Source organism: Citrobacter sp. RHBSTW-00859 (assembly GCF_013729795.1).
Lineage (GTDB): Bacteria > Pseudomonadota > Gammaproteobacteria > Enterobacterales > Enterobacteriaceae > Citrobacter > Citrobacter braakii.
Window position 1 is genome coordinate 1,766,246 of sequence record NZ_CP056284.1, and the last position, 17,282, is coordinate 1,783,527.

The 17,282-nt window shown below is 52.1% G+C and carries 17 protein-coding genes and 1 pseudogene; 10 read left to right on the top strand and 8 right to left on the bottom strand.

Going from position 1 to position 17,282, the window contains the following annotated elements; all coding sequences use genetic code 11:
* Window positions 1-114 precede the first annotated feature (114 nt).
* The 4 genes from galS to mglC all read left to right on the top strand — a co-directional run bounded on the left by galS (window position 115) and on the right by mglC (window position 5,050).
* Window positions 115-1,140 (top strand): HTH-type transcriptional regulator GalS, encoded by a 1,026-nt coding sequence (gene galS, locus HV302_RS08705; RefSeq protein ID WP_047359172.1) that lies wholly within the window; start codon window positions 115-117, stop codon window positions 1,138-1,140.
* A gap of 293 nt (window positions 1,141-1,433) precedes the next feature.
* The gene (gene mglB / locus HV302_RS08710; RefSeq protein ID WP_016153719.1) at window positions 1,434-2,432 is read left to right on the top strand and encodes a galactose/glucose ABC transporter substrate-binding protein MglB; all 999 of its coding nucleotides are present in this window, start codon (window positions 1,434-1,436) and stop codon (window positions 2,430-2,432) included.
* A 71-nt stretch (window positions 2,433-2,503) separates the two neighbouring features.
* Complete coding sequence (gene mglA / locus HV302_RS08715) at window positions 2,504-4,024, top strand: galactose/methyl galactoside ABC transporter ATP-binding protein MglA (protein WP_181627208.1); 1,521 nt, start codon at window positions 2,504-2,506, stop codon at window positions 4,022-4,024.
* A 15-nt stretch (window positions 4,025-4,039) separates the two neighbouring features.
* A complete protein-coding gene (mglC, locus tag HV302_RS08720) occupies window positions 4,040-5,050 on the top strand; it encodes a galactose/methyl galactoside ABC transporter permease MglC (RefSeq protein ID WP_003027393.1) in 1,011 nt (336 codons plus the stop codon).
* 57 nt (window positions 5,051-5,107) lie between these two features.
* On the opposite strand, the gene preA is transcribed toward mglC, so the two are convergent.
* The 4 genes from preA to sanA form a co-directional block, all read right to left on the bottom strand.
* The gene (gene preA / locus HV302_RS08725) at window positions 5,108-6,343 is read right to left on the bottom strand and encodes an NAD-dependent dihydropyrimidine dehydrogenase subunit PreA (RefSeq protein WP_181627209.1); all 1,236 of its coding nucleotides are present in this window, start codon (window positions 6,341-6,343) and stop codon (window positions 5,108-5,110) included.
* Window positions 6,337-7,578: an NAD(P)-dependent oxidoreductase gene (locus HV302_RS08730; RefSeq protein WP_181627210.1), complete on the bottom strand. Its 1,242-nt coding sequence runs from the start codon at window positions 7,576-7,578 to the stop codon at window positions 6,337-6,339. Before HV302_RS08730 ends, preA begins: the two co-directional genes overlap by 7 nt.
* A 232-nt stretch (window positions 7,579-7,810) precedes the next feature.
* Window positions 7,811-8,050, bottom strand: a complete 240-nt coding sequence (locus HV302_RS08735; RefSeq protein WP_016153715.1) for a DUF2542 family protein — start codon at window positions 8,048-8,050, stop codon at window positions 7,811-7,813.
* 2 nt (window positions 8,051-8,052) lie between these two features.
* Window positions 8,053-8,772: an outer membrane permeability protein SanA gene (gene sanA / locus HV302_RS08740; RefSeq protein WP_016153714.1), complete on the bottom strand. Its 720-nt coding sequence runs from the start codon at window positions 8,770-8,772 to the stop codon at window positions 8,053-8,055.
* Between the two features lie 20 nt (window positions 8,773-8,792).
* Between sanA and HV302_RS08745 the strand changes: the two genes are divergently transcribed.
* Entirely contained in the window at window positions 8,793-8,957 is a 165-nt protein-coding gene (locus HV302_RS08745; protein WP_181627211.1) for a hypothetical protein, read from the top strand.
* Here HV302_RS08745 and cdd read toward each other — a convergent pair.
* The 4 genes from cdd to HV302_RS08765 all read right to left on the bottom strand — a co-directional run bounded on the left by cdd (window position 8,954) and on the right by HV302_RS08765 (window position 12,117).
* The gene (gene cdd / locus HV302_RS08750) at window positions 8,954-9,838 is read right to left on the bottom strand and encodes a cytidine deaminase (RefSeq protein WP_016153713.1); all 885 of its coding nucleotides are present in this window, start codon (window positions 9,836-9,838) and stop codon (window positions 8,954-8,956) included. The genes HV302_RS08745 and cdd overlap by 4 nt on opposite strands.
* Before the next feature lie 148 nt (window positions 9,839-9,986).
* On the bottom strand, window positions 9,987-10,682 hold the full coding sequence (locus tag HV302_RS08755; protein ID WP_016156974.1) for a CidB/LrgB family autolysis modulator: 696 nt from the start codon (window positions 10,680-10,682) through the stop codon (window positions 9,987-9,989).
* Window positions 10,679-11,077 (bottom strand): CidA/LrgA family protein, encoded by a 399-nt coding sequence (locus tag HV302_RS08760; protein WP_016153711.1) that lies wholly within the window; start codon window positions 11,075-11,077, stop codon window positions 10,679-10,681. The genes HV302_RS08755 and HV302_RS08760 overlap by 4 nt, the downstream gene beginning before the upstream one ends.
* A gap of 131 nt (window positions 11,078-11,208) precedes the next feature.
* Complete coding sequence (locus tag HV302_RS08765; RefSeq protein WP_016153710.1) at window positions 11,209-12,117, bottom strand: LysR substrate-binding domain-containing protein; 909 nt, start codon at window positions 12,115-12,117, stop codon at window positions 11,209-11,211.
* Window positions 12,118-12,243: 126 nt separating this feature from the next.
* Between HV302_RS08765 and mhbT the strand changes: the two genes are divergently transcribed.
* From mhbT to HV302_RS08790, 5 genes and pseudogenes are all read left to right on the top strand, one after another.
* On the top strand, window positions 12,244-13,602 hold the full coding sequence (gene mhbT / locus HV302_RS08770) for a 3-hydroxybenzoate transporter MhbT (RefSeq protein WP_080858904.1): 1,359 nt from the start codon (window positions 12,244-12,246) through the stop codon (window positions 13,600-13,602).
* Window positions 13,603-13,613: 11 nt separating this feature from the next.
* Window positions 13,614-14,651: pseudogene (gene gtdA / locus HV302_RS08775) on the top strand (gentisate 1,2-dioxygenase).
* 15 nt (window positions 14,652-14,666) lie between these two features.
* Window positions 14,667-15,368, top strand: a complete 702-nt coding sequence (locus HV302_RS08780) for a fumarylacetoacetate hydrolase family protein (RefSeq protein ID WP_181627212.1) — start codon at window positions 14,667-14,669, stop codon at window positions 15,366-15,368.
* An 8-nt stretch (window positions 15,369-15,376) separates the two neighbouring features.
* A complete protein-coding gene (maiA, locus tag HV302_RS08785; RefSeq protein ID WP_019077220.1) occupies window positions 15,377-16,021 on the top strand; it encodes a maleylacetoacetate isomerase in 645 nt (214 codons plus the stop codon).
* A gap of 14 nt (window positions 16,022-16,035) precedes the next feature.
* Window positions 16,036-17,229, top strand: coding sequence for a 3-hydroxybenzoate 6-monooxygenase (locus tag HV302_RS08790; RefSeq protein ID WP_181627213.1), 1,194 nt, complete (start codon window positions 16,036-16,038; stop codon window positions 17,227-17,229).
* The last annotated feature ends 53 nt before the right edge of the window (window positions 17,230-17,282 follow it).

Consider the following 17,282-nt stretch of genomic DNA (forward strand, 5'->3'; position numbering starts at 1 on the left):
ATGTAAGCGCTTTCATTCCTGTGACATCTCTCACGCAGTGCGTTTCATTGTGCTGACAAAATACCCAGCCTGGGGTGTCTGCGGGCAACCGCAATCTAAAACAGGGCAGTGAATATGATCACCATACGTGATGTGGCACGACAGTCTGGCGTTTCTGTAGCGACCGTTTCCCGCGTACTGAACAACAGTGCGCTGGTGAGTCCCGATACGCGTGAAGCGGTAATGAAGGCAGTTACTCTGCTGGGCTATCGACCTAATGCCAACGCGCAAGCGCTGGCGACGCAGGTGAGCGACACGATTGGTGTTGTGGTCATGGATGTATCAGACGCCTTTTTTGGCGCGCTGGTAAAAGCCGTGGATATGGTTGCCCAGCAGCATCAGAAGTATGTCCTGATTGGCAACAGCTACCATGAGGCTGAAAAAGAACGTCATGCCATTGAGGTGTTGATTCGTCAGCGCTGTAACGCACTGATTGTACACTCTAAAGCACTGAGCGATCGGGAACTGGCCGAGTTTATGGATCAGATCCCCGGCATGGTGCTGATCAACCGTCTGGTGCCGGGTTACGCCCACCGCTGCGTCTGCCTGGATAACATCAGCGGTGCCAAAATGGCGACCCGAATGCTGCTAAATAATGGTCATCAACGCATCGGTTATCTGGCGTCAAGCCATCGCATTGAAGATGACACCATGCGCAAAGAAGGGTGGTTAACAGCCCTGAAAGAGCAGGGGATTGTTGCGGCAGAAAGTTGGGTCGGCACCGGTTCGCCCGATATGCAGGGCGGAGAGTCTGCGATGGTAGAACTGCTGGGACGTAACTTACAACTGACGGCGGTTTTCGCCTATAACGACAATATGGCTGCCGGCGCGCTGACCGCGCTAAAAGACAACGGCATCGCTATTCCATTACACCTTTCTATCATTGGCTTTGATGATATTCCTATCGCGCGTTACACCGATCCGCAACTGACCACCGTACGCTATCCCATTGCCTCCATGGCAAAAATGGCGACGGAGCTTGCGCTACAGGGGGCTGCAGGCACGTTAGACCTGGAGGCGACGCACTGCTTTATGCCGACGCTGGTGCGTCGCCATTCTGTGGCGCTTCGGCAGAATGCGGCACCGATCACTAACTCATAACGTTGCGCGATGTAACCGCTTTCAATATGTGAGTAAATTCACAGTATATTAACAATGCGATAGCTATGATGACACTGTTTGTTGCGCTGTAACTACTATGTAACGGTGAATAATCACTTTCACCGAGGTAAAGGTGCCTTAAACAAAAATTAAAGCCTGTTTTTGGAGCGTTGCCAGACACGGAAGAAATATTTTTTAAAAGTGAGCTTCGGCGTTCAGTAACACTTCAGTAACGTTCTGCCTGCCGAGCATTTATCTCAAGTACTACCCTGCATAATAAAACCGGAGATACCATGAATAAGAAGGTGTTGACCCTGTCTGCTGTAATGGCAAGCATGTTATTCGGCGCGGCTGCGCACGCTGCTGATACCCGCATTGGTGTGACTATCTATAAGTATGACGATAACTTTATGTCTGTAGTACGTAAGGCTATTGAAAAAGATGCCAAAGCGGCGCCAGATGTACAGCTGCTAATGAATGACTCGCAAAACGACCAGTCCAAACAAAACGACCAGATCGACGTGCTGCTGGCAAAAGGCGTTAAAGCACTGGCGATTAACCTGGTTGACCCGGCAGCGGCAGGCACGGTCATTGAAAAAGCACGCGGGCAGAACGTACCGATCGTGTTCTTTAACAAAGAACCTTCTCGTAAGGCGCTGGACAGCTATGACAAAGCGTTTTACGTCGGTACCGACTCTAAAGAGTCCGGTATTATTCAGGGTGATTTGATCGCCAAACACTGGGCAGCGAACCCGAACTGGGACCTGAACAAAGACGGCAAAATTCAGTTTGTTCTGCTGAAAGGCGAACCGGGACACCCGGACGCTGAAGCACGTACCACTTACGTGATTAAAGAGCTGAACGATAAAGGCATTAAAACTGAGCAACTGCAGTTAGATACTGCAATGTGGGATACCGCTCAGGCAAAAGATAAAATGGATGCGTGGATGTCCGGTCCGAACGCCAACAAAATCGAAGTGGTTATCGCAAACAACGATGCGATGGCAATGGGCGCAGTTGAAGCACTGAAAGCGCACAACAAAACCAGCGTACCGGTATTTGGTGTGGATGCGCTGCCTGAAGCGCTGGCTCTGGTGAAATCTGGCGCAATGGCTGGTACCGTGCTGAACGACGCCAACAACCAGGCGAAAGCCACCTTCGATCTGGCGAAAAACCTGGCTGACGGTAAAGGTGCGGCAGATGGCACTAACTGGAAAATTGAGAACAAAATTGTTCGCGTTCCGTACGTAGGTGTCGATAAAGATAATCTGGCAGAGTTTACCAATAAGTAAATATTCCGTCTTTGGGCGCAATGTCATTGCGCCCTTAATAACGCACTCTGCAAGGCCAACAAGGTATAATTATGGTCAGCACACATACTCAGTCGTCAGGCGAATACTTGTTGGAAATGACCGGCATCAACAAGTCCTTCCCCGGCGTTAAGGCTCTTGATAATGTCAATTTAAAAGTCCGCCCACATTCCATTCATGCCTTAATGGGGGAGAATGGCGCGGGGAAATCAACATTATTGAAATGTCTTTTCGGCATCTATCAAAAAGATTCCGGTAGTATTTTATTTCAGGGTAAAGAAATCGATTTTCATTCTGCTAAAGAAGCGCTTGAAAATGGTATTTCGATGGTACACCAGGAATTAAACCTGGTATTACAACGTTCTGTGATGGATAACATGTGGCTGGGACGCTATCCCACCAAAGGCATGTTTGTCGATCAGGACAAAATGTACCGCGATACCAAAGCGATATTTGATGAGCTGGATATTGATATCGATCCGCGTGCGCGCGTTGGTACATTATCCGTTTCTCAAATGCAGATGATTGAAATTGCGAAAGCGTTCTCCTATGACGCAAAAATCGTCATTATGGATGAGCCAACGTCATCGTTAACCGAGAAAGAAGTTAATCATCTGTTTACCATTATCCGTAAGCTGAAAGAGCGTGGATGCGGTATTGTTTATATTTCTCACAAGATGGAAGAAATCTTCCAGCTATGCGATGAAATTACCGTGCTGCGCGATGGCCAGTGGATTGCGACCCAGCCGCTGGAAGGGCTGGATATGGATAAGATCATCTCCATGATGGTCGGCCGTTCACTGAACCAACGTTTTCCGAATAAAGAAAACAAACCCGGTGAAGTCATTCTGCAAGTACGTAACCTGACCTCGCTGCGTCAGCCGTCGATTCGTGATATCTCGTTTGATTTGCACAAAGGGGAAATTCTCGGGATTGCCGGGCTGGTCGGCGCAAAACGTACTGATATCGTTGAAACGCTTTTTGGTATTCGTGAGAAATCATCGGGTACGATTACGCTACACGGCAAAAAGATTAATAACCACAGCGCAAATGAGGCCATTAATCATGGTTTTGCGCTGGTCACGGAAGAGCGCCGCTCAACCGGTATTTACGCGTATCTGGATATTGGTTTTAACTCGTTAATCTCCAATATCCAAAACTATAAAAATAAAGTTGGTCTGCTGGATAATTCCCGCATGAAGAGTGATACCCAGTGGGTAATTGACTCAATGAGGGTGAAAACGCCGGGCCATCGTACACAAATCGGTTCACTGTCCGGTGGTAATCAGCAAAAGGTGGTTATTGGTCGCTGGTTATTAACGCAGCCAGAAATCCTGATGTTAGATGAACCCACGCGTGGTATCGATGTTGGCGCGAAATTTGAAATTTATCAGCTGATTGCCGAACTCGCGAAAAAGGATAAGGGGATTATTATTATTTCCTCTGAAATGCCGGAGCTGCTAGGTATTACCGATCGTATTCTGGTGATGAGCAATGGTCTCGTTGCCGGAATTGTTGACACTAAAACAACAACGCAAAACGAAATCCTCCGTCTTGCGTCTTTGCACCTTTAAGATTAGGGGCTCCTCATGAGTGCGTTAAATAAGAAAAGTTTTCTTACTTATCTGAAAGAAGGCGGAATTTACGTTGTTCTTTTGGTTTTGCTGGCGATTATTATTTTCCAGGATCCCACTTTCTTAAGCTTACTGAACCTGAGTAATATTCTGACGCAATCCTCGGTGCGTATTATTATCGCATTGGGTGTGGCCGGGCTGATTGTTACCCAAGGGACAGACCTGTCGGCGGGACGTCAGGTTGGCCTGGCGGCAGTCGTGGCGGCAACCTTGCTACAGTCAATGGAGAACGCCAACAAGGTGTTCCCGGAAATGGCTACAATGCCAATCATCGTGGTGGTGCTGATTGTTTGCGTGATTGGCGCCATTATCGGTCTGGTGAACGGTATTATCATTGCTTATCTGAATGTGACGCCGTTTATTACCACCCTGGGTACGATGATCATCGTTTACGGGATCAACTCCCTGTACTACGACTTTGTCGGCGCATCGCCAATTTCTGGCTTTGACAGCGGATTCTCCACCTTCGCGCAGGGCTTTATTGCGCTGGGTAGTTTCCGCCTCTCCTACATCACCTTCTATGCGCTGATTGCGGTGGCGTTTGTCTGGGTGCTGTGGAACAAGACCCGCTTCGGTAAAAACATTTTCGCCATCGGCGGAAACCCTGAAGCCGCGAAAGTGTCCGGGGTCAACGTTGCGCTGAACCTGCTGATCATCTATGCGTTGTCTGGCGTGTTTTATGCCTTCGGTGGTTTGCTCGAAGCCGGGCGTATCGGCTCGGCGACTAACAACCTCGGCTTTATGTATGAGCTGGATGCGATTGCGGCGTGCGTGGTTGGCGGCGTGTCGTTCAGCGGCGGGGTAGGGACCGTGTTTGGCGTGGTGACCGGTGTGATTATCTTCACCGTCATCAACTACGGTCTGACCTACATTGGCGTGAACCCTTACTGGCAGTACATTATCAAGGGCGGCATTATCATCTTCGCGGTCGCGCTGGACTCACTGAAGTACGCGCGTAAGAAGTAATCGTATACCGCAAAAAGCCCGGTGCAGCGTAATCTGTACCGGGCTTTTTTGTCAGCGTTACAACGTTAACGCATGCTCTTTCTGACCGGGTTTAAATTTCACCTCACCCAGCTCAATACAGGCTACCGGGCAAACGTGACCACACAGCAGGCATCCCACACATTTTTCTGTGTTGCAGTGCGGTGTGCGGGTTTCCTCATTCCATTCCATCGCCTGATGTCCACCGTCATAACAGGAGATGTAGCAGCGGCCACAGCCAACGCATTTATCAATATGGATGTTCGGGTAGACGATGTAGCTTCGGTCAAGATCCTCCGCGGGGATGATATTGGCATTGGCAAGACCAACCATCTCCTCCAGTGAGTCAAACCCTTGATCGGCGAGGTAATGTGACAGCCCGCTGGCCATGTCCTCCACAATCCGGTAGCCATACTGCATGATCCCGGTGGTCACCTGCAGCGTGGCCGCGCCTAACAGTAAAAACTCGGCGGCATCTTCCCAGGTCTCAATTCCCCCGATGCCGCTAATCGGGAAATCGCGCAGTTCAGGGTGCATGCGCAGTTGTTGGATAAATCGCAAAGCAATAGGTTTAACGGCCTTGCCGGAGTAGCCGGAAATACTGGATTTACCGTTGACGATCGGCATCCCGATTTTTCGGTTCAGATCGATATTCGTGATGGATTTAACCGTATTGATTGTCGCGATACCGTCGGCACCTCCGTGTTTTGCTGCCAGAGCCACCTCACACATATCACCAATGTTCGGTGTCATTTTCGCCAGCATCGGCAGGGACGAGCCGCGTTTAACGGCCCGACAATACTTTTCAACCAGCTCAGGGCTTTGCCCGACATCGCTACCCATGGCATGTGAGGTCATTTGCGGGCACGAGAAGTTACACTCGATCATGTCGGCACCCGCGTCTTCAACCAGGCGGGCCAGTTCCTGCCATTGCTGCTCATTTTCCCCCATAATCGACGCAATCAGGACTTTGTCCGGGTAGTCCTGTTTCAGTCGACGAATTGCGGCCAGATTCTCCTCCAGCGGATGCTCGGCAATTTGTTCCATATTTTTGAAGCCAATAAAGCCGGTATCTTCTTTGGTGAGATGGTCAAAGCGTGGGGAGACTTCATTAGCAATAAAGAACCCGATCGTTTTAAAAACAATGCCACCCCAGCCGCTATCATAGGCTTTGGCGCACATTTCATAACAGTTGCCCACCGGAGAGGAAGAGAGGCAGAACGGGTTGGGGAATTTGACGCCGCAAAAAGTAATAGAAAGATCTTTCGTTAACATGAGCAAGCTCCCTCTAAATAGTGATGAATGGCCTGAGCGGCTTCTTTTCCCGTTTTCACGGCGTAAACAACGGTTTTATCGCCTTTAACAATATCGCCTGCAGCAAACAGAGCCGGATCGGCGGTTTGATAATTGTGCGTATCGATAAGATTGCGCTGTGGTTTTAACGCGGCGAAATTATCAAGCTGAGCATGTTGGCCGACGGCGAGAATAATCTGTTCGGCTTCAAGCGTGAGTTCTCCTGGCAGGCGTACGTGCTTAAAGGTGACTCGATTTCCGCTAACCGCCACGGGCGTGAAGCCGTCAATTATCGACACCCCTAAAGCCTGTGTGCTGCTGAATTCTTTGTCGCTGGCCGGGAAGTCGGCGAGTTCTTCACGCGCGACACAGGTGACTGACGGGCAGCCCAGCAGTTTTAACGTACTGGCGACATCCATCGCCACGTCGCCACCGCCGATGATTAATGCACTTTGTGCGACGGTAATATCGCCGTTGGATTGCCGGGCTCGTTGCAGAAAATCGACGGCGATTTCGACGTGATTCGCCCTCTCAAACAGAGGTAATGTTGAACCGTAAGACATCCCAACGGTAACCAGTACGGCGCGGTATTCTGCTTTGAGTTGCTCAACGGAAAGGGCATTGCCGACTTCACAATTGCACTCGATGGTCACGCCCATTTCAACGATACGGGCAATTTCAAGATCCAAAACTGCTTGCGGCAGACGAAACTCAGGAATGCCATAACGCAACCAGCCACCTGGCTGGGCCTGTTTTTCGAAGATTGTGACATCATAACCAAGATTACTTAGCGTTACGCTGGCCTGTAACCCTGCCGGACCCGCCCCGATGATAGCTACCTTGCCGAGCGTTTTTGTTGCCGGCTGATAGATTTTCATTGCGGTCTGCTGTTCAAAATCGGTAATAAAGCGTTGCAGACGTGCAATATCGATAGGTTTATCAATTCCTGAGCGCGTACATCCGCGCTGGCATAATTTTTCGGTTGGGCAAACCCGGGCGCACACCGCACCGAGCGCATTATTTTCGCGGATAGTTTCGGCAGCGCCTTTAAAATTACGAAAATAAATAGAGCGAATAAATTTCCCTGGGTCTGTTTGCGCCGGGCAATCCTGACTACAAGGGGCGTCGTGACATAATAAACAGCGGGAAGCCTCTTTTATTGCTAATAATGGGGTAAAAGCAGGCGTGAGCTCATCCAGATAATTTTGTTGTGGCATATTTTCTTCCTTAATGCTTGAGTAAATTAAGGCAAACCGTTAATAACAAAATATAAAAAGTGAAGGCTATTCTTAAGGCTAAGCACTGCAGGAAGAGTATTCTGTGAAAGGATTCACAAATAGAAGATAGTCTGAGGGAAATGCTGGCGGGCAGCATTAATCCCTTACATTGAAATGGTAACTATTATCAAAATATTAGCTATTCTCAAATGCTAATATAAAGGAAAATTCTTTAGCGATAAAAGACTAAGTAAATAACCATCCCGAAGGATAAACATCCGCACCCGGCATAAACCAGCACATAAGACCAAAATTGCAGGGGCTCTTGATTGCGATAAGCGTAAACCGGTTCGCGCGCATTCTTTTTAATTTTATCTACTGCCCCAGAGCGCCAGCCTTTCCATGCTTCGCGAAAACAAAATACGGGAATGAGCAGAAAGGCCAACACGACGAAAAGGGTTTGTACATCCATGCTTATTTTCCTTGTTTCTTTTGTAATTCGAGTAGTTGTTCAGGCGTGACCGCCGGATATCCCTGTGCATCGTCCGGTACCTGATGCATGGTAGGGATGGGCACCAGCGGGCCTAAAAATCGGGGTTCACGTTTGAAAATATAGAGATCGGCCAGTGCGCCAAAGCGGGCGCCAAATTCACGTACCCGCACGGTGAGCATATCTTTTGGTGAGGGCACCGCATAGCACTGGGCCTGGATGCCCATATGCAGCGCAATAAACAAGGCGCGCTCACAGTGGAATCGCTGAGTAATAATGATGAAATCGTTGGTATCGAACACCTTGCGGGTTCGTACAATTGAATCGAGCGTCCGGAACCCGGCGTAATCAAGCACGATGTCAGCGGGATCGACACCTGCGGCAATCAGATCTTTACGCATCGTCATGGGTTCGTTGTAGCTTTGCTGCGCGTTGTCGCCGCTCAGCAGCAGATAGTTTACCTTTCCACTGTTATAGGCGTTCAATGCGCCCTGAATGCGGTAGCGGTAATACTGGTTGATGACGCCGGTGCGGTAGTATTTCGCCGTGCCCAGGACCACACCGACCTGGCGATAGGGTAAATCCTGCAATTCGTCGTAGATGTAGGGAGCCGTCTTCCAGCTCATCCACCTGTCGAGCCCAAGCACAGTCAAAAGCAGCAAGCCTACCAGGACTAACAGGCTGTAAAACACGCGCTTTAACATGCAGAAAACTCGTTATTTGGATGGAATTTCAATCAGGCTACTGTACCGGAAGACGTAGCGCAAGAAACAGCAATCTGATTGAGGGGATTTTCAGCAAAACGGCCCTGTTGGATGGTAGCAACAGCAAATCTGGCCGACAACCTGGAGCGATTGCAGGCCAGATAAGCGTAGCGCCAGGCAATTAACCGAGCAGCACGCGCTCAATATTATTGCAGCCCAGCGCTTTCAGGGTAGCGGAGGTCGCATCCCACTGAATCAACGGCGCATCGGCTTTTTCAGCCAGCACAGCACGCTGGATATCCGGGTAGTCATAACCGTTAAGGTTCAACAGGTTTAACGCGCCTTGCAGCGGCGGCAGGGTCGGGTTGAAGGCGGCATTTTCCGCATAGCTACCGCTAAAAATTCGACCATCTTTACATTCCAGCGCCACGCCGCTTGGGGAGTTGCTGTACGGCATATGACATCTGTTGGCGGCGGTGATAGCCGCTTGGGTCAACGCATCGCCCTGCAGCGCGAAGCCGTGATCCTGATCGTCCATCAGCAGCGTTTTAATCTCCAGATCTTTCGGTCCGAAGGCATCTGGCAGGTAATCGCGCAGCACGTGTGGCGCACGTCCCGGCAGATGAATACGTAAATCCAGTCCGCTGTTCAGTTCGTTCATAAACTGGCGACAGTGGCCGCACGGCGTGTAGTTGACGGTGATGGCGGCGAGCCCTTTTTCACCGCGCAGCCAGGCATGGCTAATGGCGCTTTGCTCGGCATGAACGGTTTGCTGCATGGTCGCCCCCAGGAACTCCATGTTCCCACCGAAGTACCAGGTGCCGCTGATGCCGCGAGAAATTGCCCCAACGTTGAAGTTGGACAGCGGAGTACGCGCGCAGGCCGCAGCCAGCGGCAGTAGAGCGAATGCCAGCGCGTCTTCGTCCAGTCCCGATTCGCGTTTCAGCAAAGAGACCTGCTCAGCAGTCAGCATGGCGGGGAAATGCGCATCCGCCAGAACAGGCGCCAGGGCTGATTGCAAGTTATCCGCGAGTTGGGCAAAAGCAGTTTGAAAACGTGGATGCATGGCGATGCCTCATAACAATGTAATGGAATCGTAGTTTACGGGCCTGTTACGGCTTTATATGTGATCCAAATCTCATTGTGTATGCAACTTATGAAACTTAAATTAAAAATGTGCAACGCATCGCAAATAATTAGCCAAAAATTGAAGGTTAACCGACCAGGGCCAGAATAATCGGGAACAGGAATGGGGCGACCAACGAGGTGATAATGCCGCAAATAACCAGCGCCAGAGAGCTAAACGCGCCTTCCTGATAGTCCAGCTCTGCACAGCGTGCGGTACCCAGGGCGTGCGACGCGGTACCCATAGCCAGTCCACGTGCGGCTTTGGTGCGAATACGCATCGCATTGAGCAAAGTATGACCAAACACAGCCCCGAGGATACCAACAAAAATGACGCACACGGCGCTGATGGCCGGAATACCACCAATACTGCCTCCCACTGCCATAGCGATAGGCGTGGTTACCGATTTCGGCATGATTGACGCAGCAATTTGCGGCGATGCGCCCATCAACAAGGCGATTGTTGTACCTGTGACCATCGCCACAAGGCTCCCCGCAAAGCAGATGGCAATAATTGATTTCCAGCGAGCGCGAATCTGGTGCAGCTGTTCGTATAACGGATAGGCCAGCGCGACCACGGCAGGTTGCAGTAAATCGTTCAGCACCTCACTGCCTTTGAAATAGTGATCGTAGGGAATTCCGGTCAGCATCAGAATGGGAATGATCACCACCATGGCGACCAGTAGCGGGTTCAATAGCGGCATTTTAAATCGTGCAGCCAGCTTACGTGCGCCAAAAAATACCGCCAGCGTAAGGGGTAACGACCACCAGATATACGACATCATTCTTTAGACCCTTTTTGCCCAACGATTTTGCGCTCACCGTGCACAATGTGAGAACTCCAGCTCACCACCAGGAAAACGACCAGCGTACTGATGGTACAGGACACCACCACCGGACCAAATTGCGCACGGAGCAGATCAAAGTACTGCATGATCCCCACGCCAATCGGGACAAACAACAGGGCCATATAGCGAATCAGCACATAGCAGCCGGGGTTAACCCATTTTGCCGGTAGCACCTGCAAAGCCAGTAAGACAAACAGAATCAGCATGCCGATAATGCTGCCCGGAATGGTGATGGGGAGTAGCGATGCAAGAAAAATACCTGCATAGAGGCAGGCATAAATCAGGACGAATGCGCGCAAATATTGCCAGATAATGTTCAGTGCTTTGCTCATAGTTGAAACCCTTGACGAGACTGATTCATCATACAATTAAACTTCAAAACGTGCTACCGATCACATCATGAATTCTAAGCATAGAAGAAATAGATATCTGGAACATCGGGCGATGGCTCTAACTGTTCACGTTAAACCTGTGCCAGGTAATACAGAAAACGATTCAGGGCGGTCGTGGGTGTTTCATTGTTGCGCCAGAACACGCCTACGCTGCCTTTTTGTTCAATCTTCGGCAGATTCAGGATAGCCAGCTGTCCCTGGGCGGCATAACGCTGCGCCAGGCGTAGAGAAAGAATAGAGATCATGTCGCTACTTTGCAGCAGGTTGGTGCTGACGTTTATCGATGCCGACTCAATGATGTTTTCCGGTAGCATGACGCCGTTATCTACCAGCGCGTTGTCAATGCTTATCCGGATGGGCGTTCCCGTCGGCCAGACAATCCAGCGCCAGTTAGCCAGATCATGCCAGGTGAGCAGGGGATATTTTGCCAGCGGATGGTCGGGGCGCGCGACGAAACAGACCGGCTCGGTATACAGCACCTGGTAATTGAGCGGCAGCTGAAGCGCCCGGCCACCGACGCGTCCGACCACCACATCCACCGAACCCGCGAGCAGATCGTGCAGCAGCGGGGTCATCACCTTCTCTTCAATATTAAGATGCAAGGTCGGCAGCTCTGTGAGCAAACCCAGTATCGCCTGTGAAACGCAGTCCGTCGCCACCGGCGAGCAGCCAATCTTCAGACTCCCTACCAGGCCTCCCTGCTTAAAACGGGCGATTTCATACTGTGAACGTTCCATATCATTGATCAGGCGTTGGGCATGCTGCAGTAGCAGCTTGCCGCCTTCTGAAGGGCGTAAGCCTTTGCTATGACGTTCAAAGAGTGTGATACCCATCTCATCTTCGAGCTGTGATAACCATTTTGACAACGCTGGCTGGGTGATATTCATCATTCGGGCGACGTGAGTCAAATTCCCCTGTTCGCCCAGCGCAATAAGCGTTTGCAGGTGGTGTAACTTAAGTTTCTGCGCCCAGTTAGCCATTTGCTATAACCTCCAGGTTATGCCTCTGCATGAAAAGCCATTGTACATTTCATCTCCAAACATACAAAGTCGCAACATACCTAAAACAAAACAGACATCTACTCTACCTGCACTGAGGCATTCACTATGACTCAACAACGTGATCTACAAGCACTGATCGATTCCGCCCCCGTCGGTAAGACCCAGTGGCGCGTTATCATTTGCTGTTTTTTGGTCGTCATGCTCGACGGTTTTGATACCGCAGCTATTGGTTTTATCGCGCCTGATATTCGCACCCACTGGCAACTGACGGCCGGAGATCTGGCGCCGTTGTTTGGCGCAGGCCTGCTGGGTCTGACCGCTGGCGCACTGCTCTGCGGTCCGCTATCGGATCGTTTTGGCCGCAAACGGGTGATTGAATTCTGCGTGGCGCTGTTCGGCGCACTGAGCCTGATTTCGGCTTTTTCCCCCGATCTGCAAACGCTGGTTTTTTTGCGCTTCCTTACCGGGTTAGGCCTGGGCGGCGCGATGCCAAATACTATCACTATGACCTCAGAATACCTGCCAGCGCGTCGGCGTGGTGCACTGGTCACAATGATGTTCTGCGGTTTTACCCTGGGCTCGGCGATGGGCGGGATTGTCAGCGCACAGCTGGTGCCGGTTATTGGCTGGCACGGCATCCTGGTGCTGGGAGGCGTGCTACCGCTGATGCTGTTTGTGGCTCTGCTGTTTGCGCTGCCGGAATCCCCGCGCTGGCAGGTTCGTCGTCAGTTGCCGCAAAACGTGATTGCCAGAACCGTCAGCGCCATCACCCGGGAACGTTATGACAATACCCAATTTTATCTCAACGAAGGCGCCGCGATTGCCAAAGGCAGCATTCGCCAGCTGTTCGTCGGGCAACAGTTGCCCATTACCCTGATGTTATGGGTGGTGTTCTTTATGAGCCTGCTGATTATTTATCTGCTCTCCAGCTGGATGCCAACGCTGCTTAACCATCGTGGAATTGACCTGCAGCATGCCTCATGGGTGACCGCTGCCTTTCAGATTGGCGGTACGCTCGGTGCGCTGGTGCTGGGAGTGCTGATGGATAAATACAACCCTTTCCGCGTGCTGGCAGTGAGCTATGCGTTGGGTGCGGTGTGTATTGTCATGATTGGCCTGAGCGAGAACGGCCTGTGGCTGATGGCGCTGGCCATTTTTGGCACCGGCATCGGCATCAGCGGTTCGCAGGTGGGCCTGAATGCCTTAACCGCCACGCTTTATCCGACGCAGAGCCGGGCCACGGGCGTCAGCTGGTCTAATGCGATTGGCCGCTGCGGCGCGATTGTCGGCTCGCTCTCCGGCGGCGTGATGATGGCGATGAATTTCTCATTCGATAACCTGTTTTTCATTATTGCCGTTCCGGCGGCCATCAGCGCGGTGATGCTTATGCTGCTGACGGTTGTTATCCGCCAGTCGGCCTCTGTCCCTGACGCGTTGTCACGCGTAGGCATCGTGAACAAATAAGGAGAATCTCTATGTCAGAACTTAATCAGGATGTTAAGAACAGCCGTCAGCAGTTTTACCAGCATATTTCCGGGCAGAATCTGACCCCGCTGTGGGAGTCGCTGCACCGCCTGGTACCGCCAACGCCGAACGCACATTGTGCTCCTGGGTACTGGAACTACCAGGAGATCCGCCCGTTGCTGCTGGAAAGCGGCGATCTGATTGGCGCGAAAGAGGCGATTCGTCGCGTACTGGTGCTGGAAAACCCCATGCTGCGCGGACAGTCCTCAATCACCCCAACGCTGTACGCCGGATTGCAGTTAATCATGCCGGGCGAGGTTGCCCCGAGTCACCGGCATAATCAGTCTGCGCTGCGCTTTATTGTCGAAGGGTAAGGGGCATTTACCGCGGTGGATGGCGAGCGCACCAAAATGCATGAAGGGGATTTTATTCTGACGCCACAGTGGCGCTGGCACGACCACGGCAACCCAGGCAGTGAACCGGTGGTGTGGCTGGACGGTCTGGATCTGCCACTGGTGAATCTGCTGGGTTGCGGCTTTGCGGAAGATTACCCGGAGGATCAGCAACCAGTCACGCGCAAGGAAGGGGATTACTTACCACGCTACGCGGCCAATATGCTGCCGCTGCGTCATCAGAAGGGTAACTCATCGCCAATTTTCAACTATCGCTACGATCGCAGCCGTGAAGCGCTGCATGACCTGACCCGCATGGGCGACGCCGATGAGTGGGACGGTTACAAGATGCGTTACGTCAACCCGGTAACCGGTGGTTATCCCATGCCTTCAATGGGGACCTTTTTACAACTGTTGCCGAAGGGCTTTTCCTCGCGGATGGCACGTACCACCGACAGCACTATCTATCACGTGGTGGAAGGAAGCGGGCAGGTCACCATCGGCACCGAGATCTTCAATTTTTCGCCAAAAGATATCTTCGTGGTGCCAACCTGGCACGGCGTGTCATTCCAGGCCCACGAAGATGCCGTCTTATTTAGTTTTTCGGACAGACCGGTTCAGGAAGCGCTGGGGTTGTTCCGTGAAGCACGTTATTAATTTGGGAGAGAGAAAATGACGCAATACGTATTCGAACCACAAGCGCCTGTTACCGTTCCGGTCGTTGGCAGTAATGAACAGTTTCCCGTGCGTCGCGTTTACTGCGTGGGCCGCAACTATGCCGCTCATGCGCGTGAAATGGGTTTTGATCCGGATCGCGAACCGCCGTTCTTCTTCTGTAAACCTGCCGATGCGGTGGTCCCGGTGGCGGCCGGTCAAACCCTCGAGCTGCCATACCCGTCGCAGACCGATAACTATCACTATGAGATAGAGCTGGTGGTGGCGATCGGTAAAAAGGGCAGCGATATACCCCTGGAAAAAGCGCACGAATATATCTGGGGCTATGCCACTGGTCTGGATATGACCCGCCGCGACAGGCAGATGGAGATGCGCCAGATGGGGCGTCCGTGGGAAATCGGCAAAGCATTTAATCTCTCTGCCCCCATCGCGCCACTGCATAAAGCCAGCGAAAGTGCGGATGTTAACAACGCGCCTATCTGGTTGCAGGTCAACGGCGACGATCATCAGCGTAGCGATATTCGCCACCTCATCTGGTCCGTTAATGAAACGATTAGCTATCTGTCCGGCTTTTTCGAACTACAGCCGGGTGATTTGATCTACACAGGCACGCCAGAGGGCGTGGGCGCAGTGGTGAAAGGAGATGTGATCACCGGCAATGTAGACGGTTTAACCCCCATCGCTGTGAAGATTGTCTGAGGTGGATGATGAAGCTGTACAGTTTCTTTAACAGCTCCGCGTCATATCGCGTACGCATTGCGCTGGCGCTGAAGGGGCTTGATTACCAGACGGTGGGTGTCAACATTCGCATCGGTCAGCAGAACGAGCTGGCCTACCGGCGGATGAACCCGGTAGGGCTTGTACCGACGCTGGTCACTGATGAGGGAGAATCACTCGGGCAGTCGCTGGCGATAACCGACTGGCTGGATGGTCACTTTCCGCAGTCGCCGCTGCTGCCAGCCGACTTCCCGACGCGCAGCCGGGTGCTGGAAATTGTTTATGCCATCGCTTGTGATATCCATCCCGTGAATAACATGCGGGTACTGCGCTACCTGAGCGAAGAGCTAAAGGTCAGTGAAGAGGATAAAAAACGCTGGTATGCGCACTGGATCCAGCAAGGGTTAAGCGCGGTTGAACAGATGCTGCGCCAGAGTCACTCGGGGACATTCTGCGTGGGGGATGCGCCGACGCTGGCGGATTGCTGTCTGATCCCGCAGTGGGCGAACGCGTTACGTATGGGCTGTGATCTGAGCGGGTATCCGCGCTGTAAGGCGGTATACGATGCCTGTACCCAGCTTCCGGCGTTTATCGCCGCCGCGCCCGAGAATCAACAAGACAAAATTCCAGCCTGATAAGGAGAACGACAATGGCTAAAGTGACACGCGCAATTATCGTGGGTGGCGGGATTGGCGGCGCGGCGACCGCGCTATCGCTGGCCCGTCAAGGCATTAAAGTGATGTTGCTGGAGAAAGCGCACGAGATTGGTGAGATTGGTGCGGGCATTCAGCTCGGGCCGAACGCGTTTTCTGCTCTGGACAGCCTTGGCGTGGGTGACGTCGCTCGCAAGCGCGCCGTTTTTACCGATCACATCACCATGATGGATGCGGTAAACGCGAAAGAGGTTATACGCATTGAAACCGGGCAGGCGTTCCGCGATCACTTTGGCGGTCCTTATGCGGTTATCCATCGGGTTGATATTCATGCTTCTGTTTGGGAAGCGGCACTGGTTCATCCCAACGTTGAGTATCGCACTTCAACTAACGTGGTTGATATTCGCCAGACAGAAGATGATGTGACGGTCTTTGATGAGCACGGTAACAGCTGGACAGCGGATATTTTGGTGGGCTGTGACGGTGTGAAGTCGGTTGTGCGGCAGTCTCTGATTGGCGATGCGCCACGCGTGACCGGGCACGTGGTCTATCGCGCGGTGATTGATTGCGATGATATGCCGGAAGATTTGCGCATTAACGCGCCGGTGCTGTGGGCCGGACCGCACTGCCACCTGGTGCACTATCCACTGCGCGGCGGCAAGCAGTATAACCTGGTGGTGACCTTCCACAGTCGTCAGCAGGAGGAGTGGGGGGTAAAGGATGGCAGTAAAGAGGAAGTGCTCTCCTATTTTGCCGGTATTCATGCGCGTCCGCGTCAGATGCTGGATAAGCCGACGTCATGGCGTCGCTGGTCCACCGCTGACCGCGAACCGGTAGAGAAATGGGGGACCGACCGCATTACGCTGGTGGGTGATGCTGCGCATCCGGTGGCACAATATATGGCGCAGGGTGCCTGTATGGCGCTTGAAGATGCTGTCACTCTCGGTAAGGCGTTACAGCAGTGTGACTGCGATGCGGCTGATGCCTTTGCTTTGTATGAGTCGGTGCGTATTCCGCGTACTGCGCGCATCGTCTGGTCGACGCGCGAAATGGGACGTGTGTACCACGCCGCAGGCGTCGAGCGCCAGGTGCGTAATCTGCTGTGGAAAGGCAAATCTCAGGCGGAATTTTATCGTGGTATGGAATGGCTGTACGGCTGGAAAGAAGATAACTGCCTGTTGCCGCGCTGAGCCTCTTTAATCTCCCGAACGGAGGCGCTACCATAGCGCCTCTTTTTTTGCGG

What these genes read in the sequence shown, in the direction of transcription:
- HV302_RS08780 (WP_181627212.1), top strand. Translation starts at nt 14,667, where the DNA reads ATGACGCAATACGTATTCGAACCACAAGCGCCTGTTACCGTTCCGGTC.
- sanA (WP_016153714.1), bottom strand. Translation starts at nt 8,772, where the DNA reads ATGTTAAAGCGCGTGTTTTACAGCCTGTTAGTCCTGGTAGGCTTGCTG.
- mhbT (WP_080858904.1), top strand. Translation starts at nt 12,244, where the DNA reads ATGACTCAACAACGTGATCTACAAGCACTGATCGATTCCGCCCCCGTC.
- HV302_RS08765 (WP_016153710.1), bottom strand. Translation starts at nt 12,117, where the DNA reads ATGGCTAACTGGGCGCAGAAACTTAAGTTACACCACCTGCAAACGCTT.
- HV302_RS08790 (WP_181627213.1), top strand. Translation starts at nt 16,036, where the DNA reads ATGGCTAAAGTGACACGCGCAATTATCGTGGGTGGCGGGATTGGCGGC.
- mglC (WP_003027393.1), top strand. Translation starts at nt 4,040, where the DNA reads ATGAGTGCGTTAAATAAGAAAAGTTTTCTTACTTATCTGAAAGAAGGC.
- HV302_RS08745 (WP_181627211.1), top strand. Translation starts at nt 8,793, where the DNA reads ATGGAATTTCAATCAGGCTACTGTACCGGAAGACGTAGCGCAAGAAAC.
- mglB (WP_016153719.1), top strand. Translation starts at nt 1,434, where the DNA reads ATGAATAAGAAGGTGTTGACCCTGTCTGCTGTAATGGCAAGCATGTTA.
- HV302_RS08755 (WP_016156974.1), bottom strand. Translation starts at nt 10,682, where the DNA reads ATGATGTCGTATATCTGGTGGTCGTTACCCCTTACGCTGGCGGTATTT.
- galS (WP_047359172.1), top strand. Translation starts at nt 115, where the DNA reads ATGATCACCATACGTGATGTGGCACGACAGTCTGGCGTTTCTGTAGCG.
- cdd (WP_016153713.1), bottom strand. Translation starts at nt 9,838, where the DNA reads ATGCATCCACGTTTTCAAACTGCTTTTGCCCAACTCGCGGATAACTTG.
- HV302_RS08730 (WP_181627210.1), bottom strand. Translation starts at nt 7,578, where the DNA reads ATGCCACAACAAAATTATCTGGATGAGCTCACGCCTGCTTTTACCCCA.
- HV302_RS08760 (WP_016153711.1), bottom strand. Translation starts at nt 11,077, where the DNA reads ATGAGCAAAGCACTGAACATTATCTGGCAATATTTGCGCGCATTCGTC.
- mglA (WP_181627208.1), top strand. Translation starts at nt 2,504, where the DNA reads ATGGTCAGCACACATACTCAGTCGTCAGGCGAATACTTGTTGGAAATG.
- maiA (WP_019077220.1), top strand. Translation starts at nt 15,377, where the DNA reads ATGAAGCTGTACAGTTTCTTTAACAGCTCCGCGTCATATCGCGTACGC.
- preA (WP_181627209.1), bottom strand. Translation starts at nt 6,343, where the DNA reads ATGTTAACGAAAGATCTTTCTATTACTTTTTGCGGCGTCAAATTCCCC.
- HV302_RS08735 (WP_016153715.1), bottom strand. Translation starts at nt 8,050, where the DNA reads ATGGATGTACAAACCCTTTTCGTCGTGTTGGCCTTTCTGCTCATTCCC.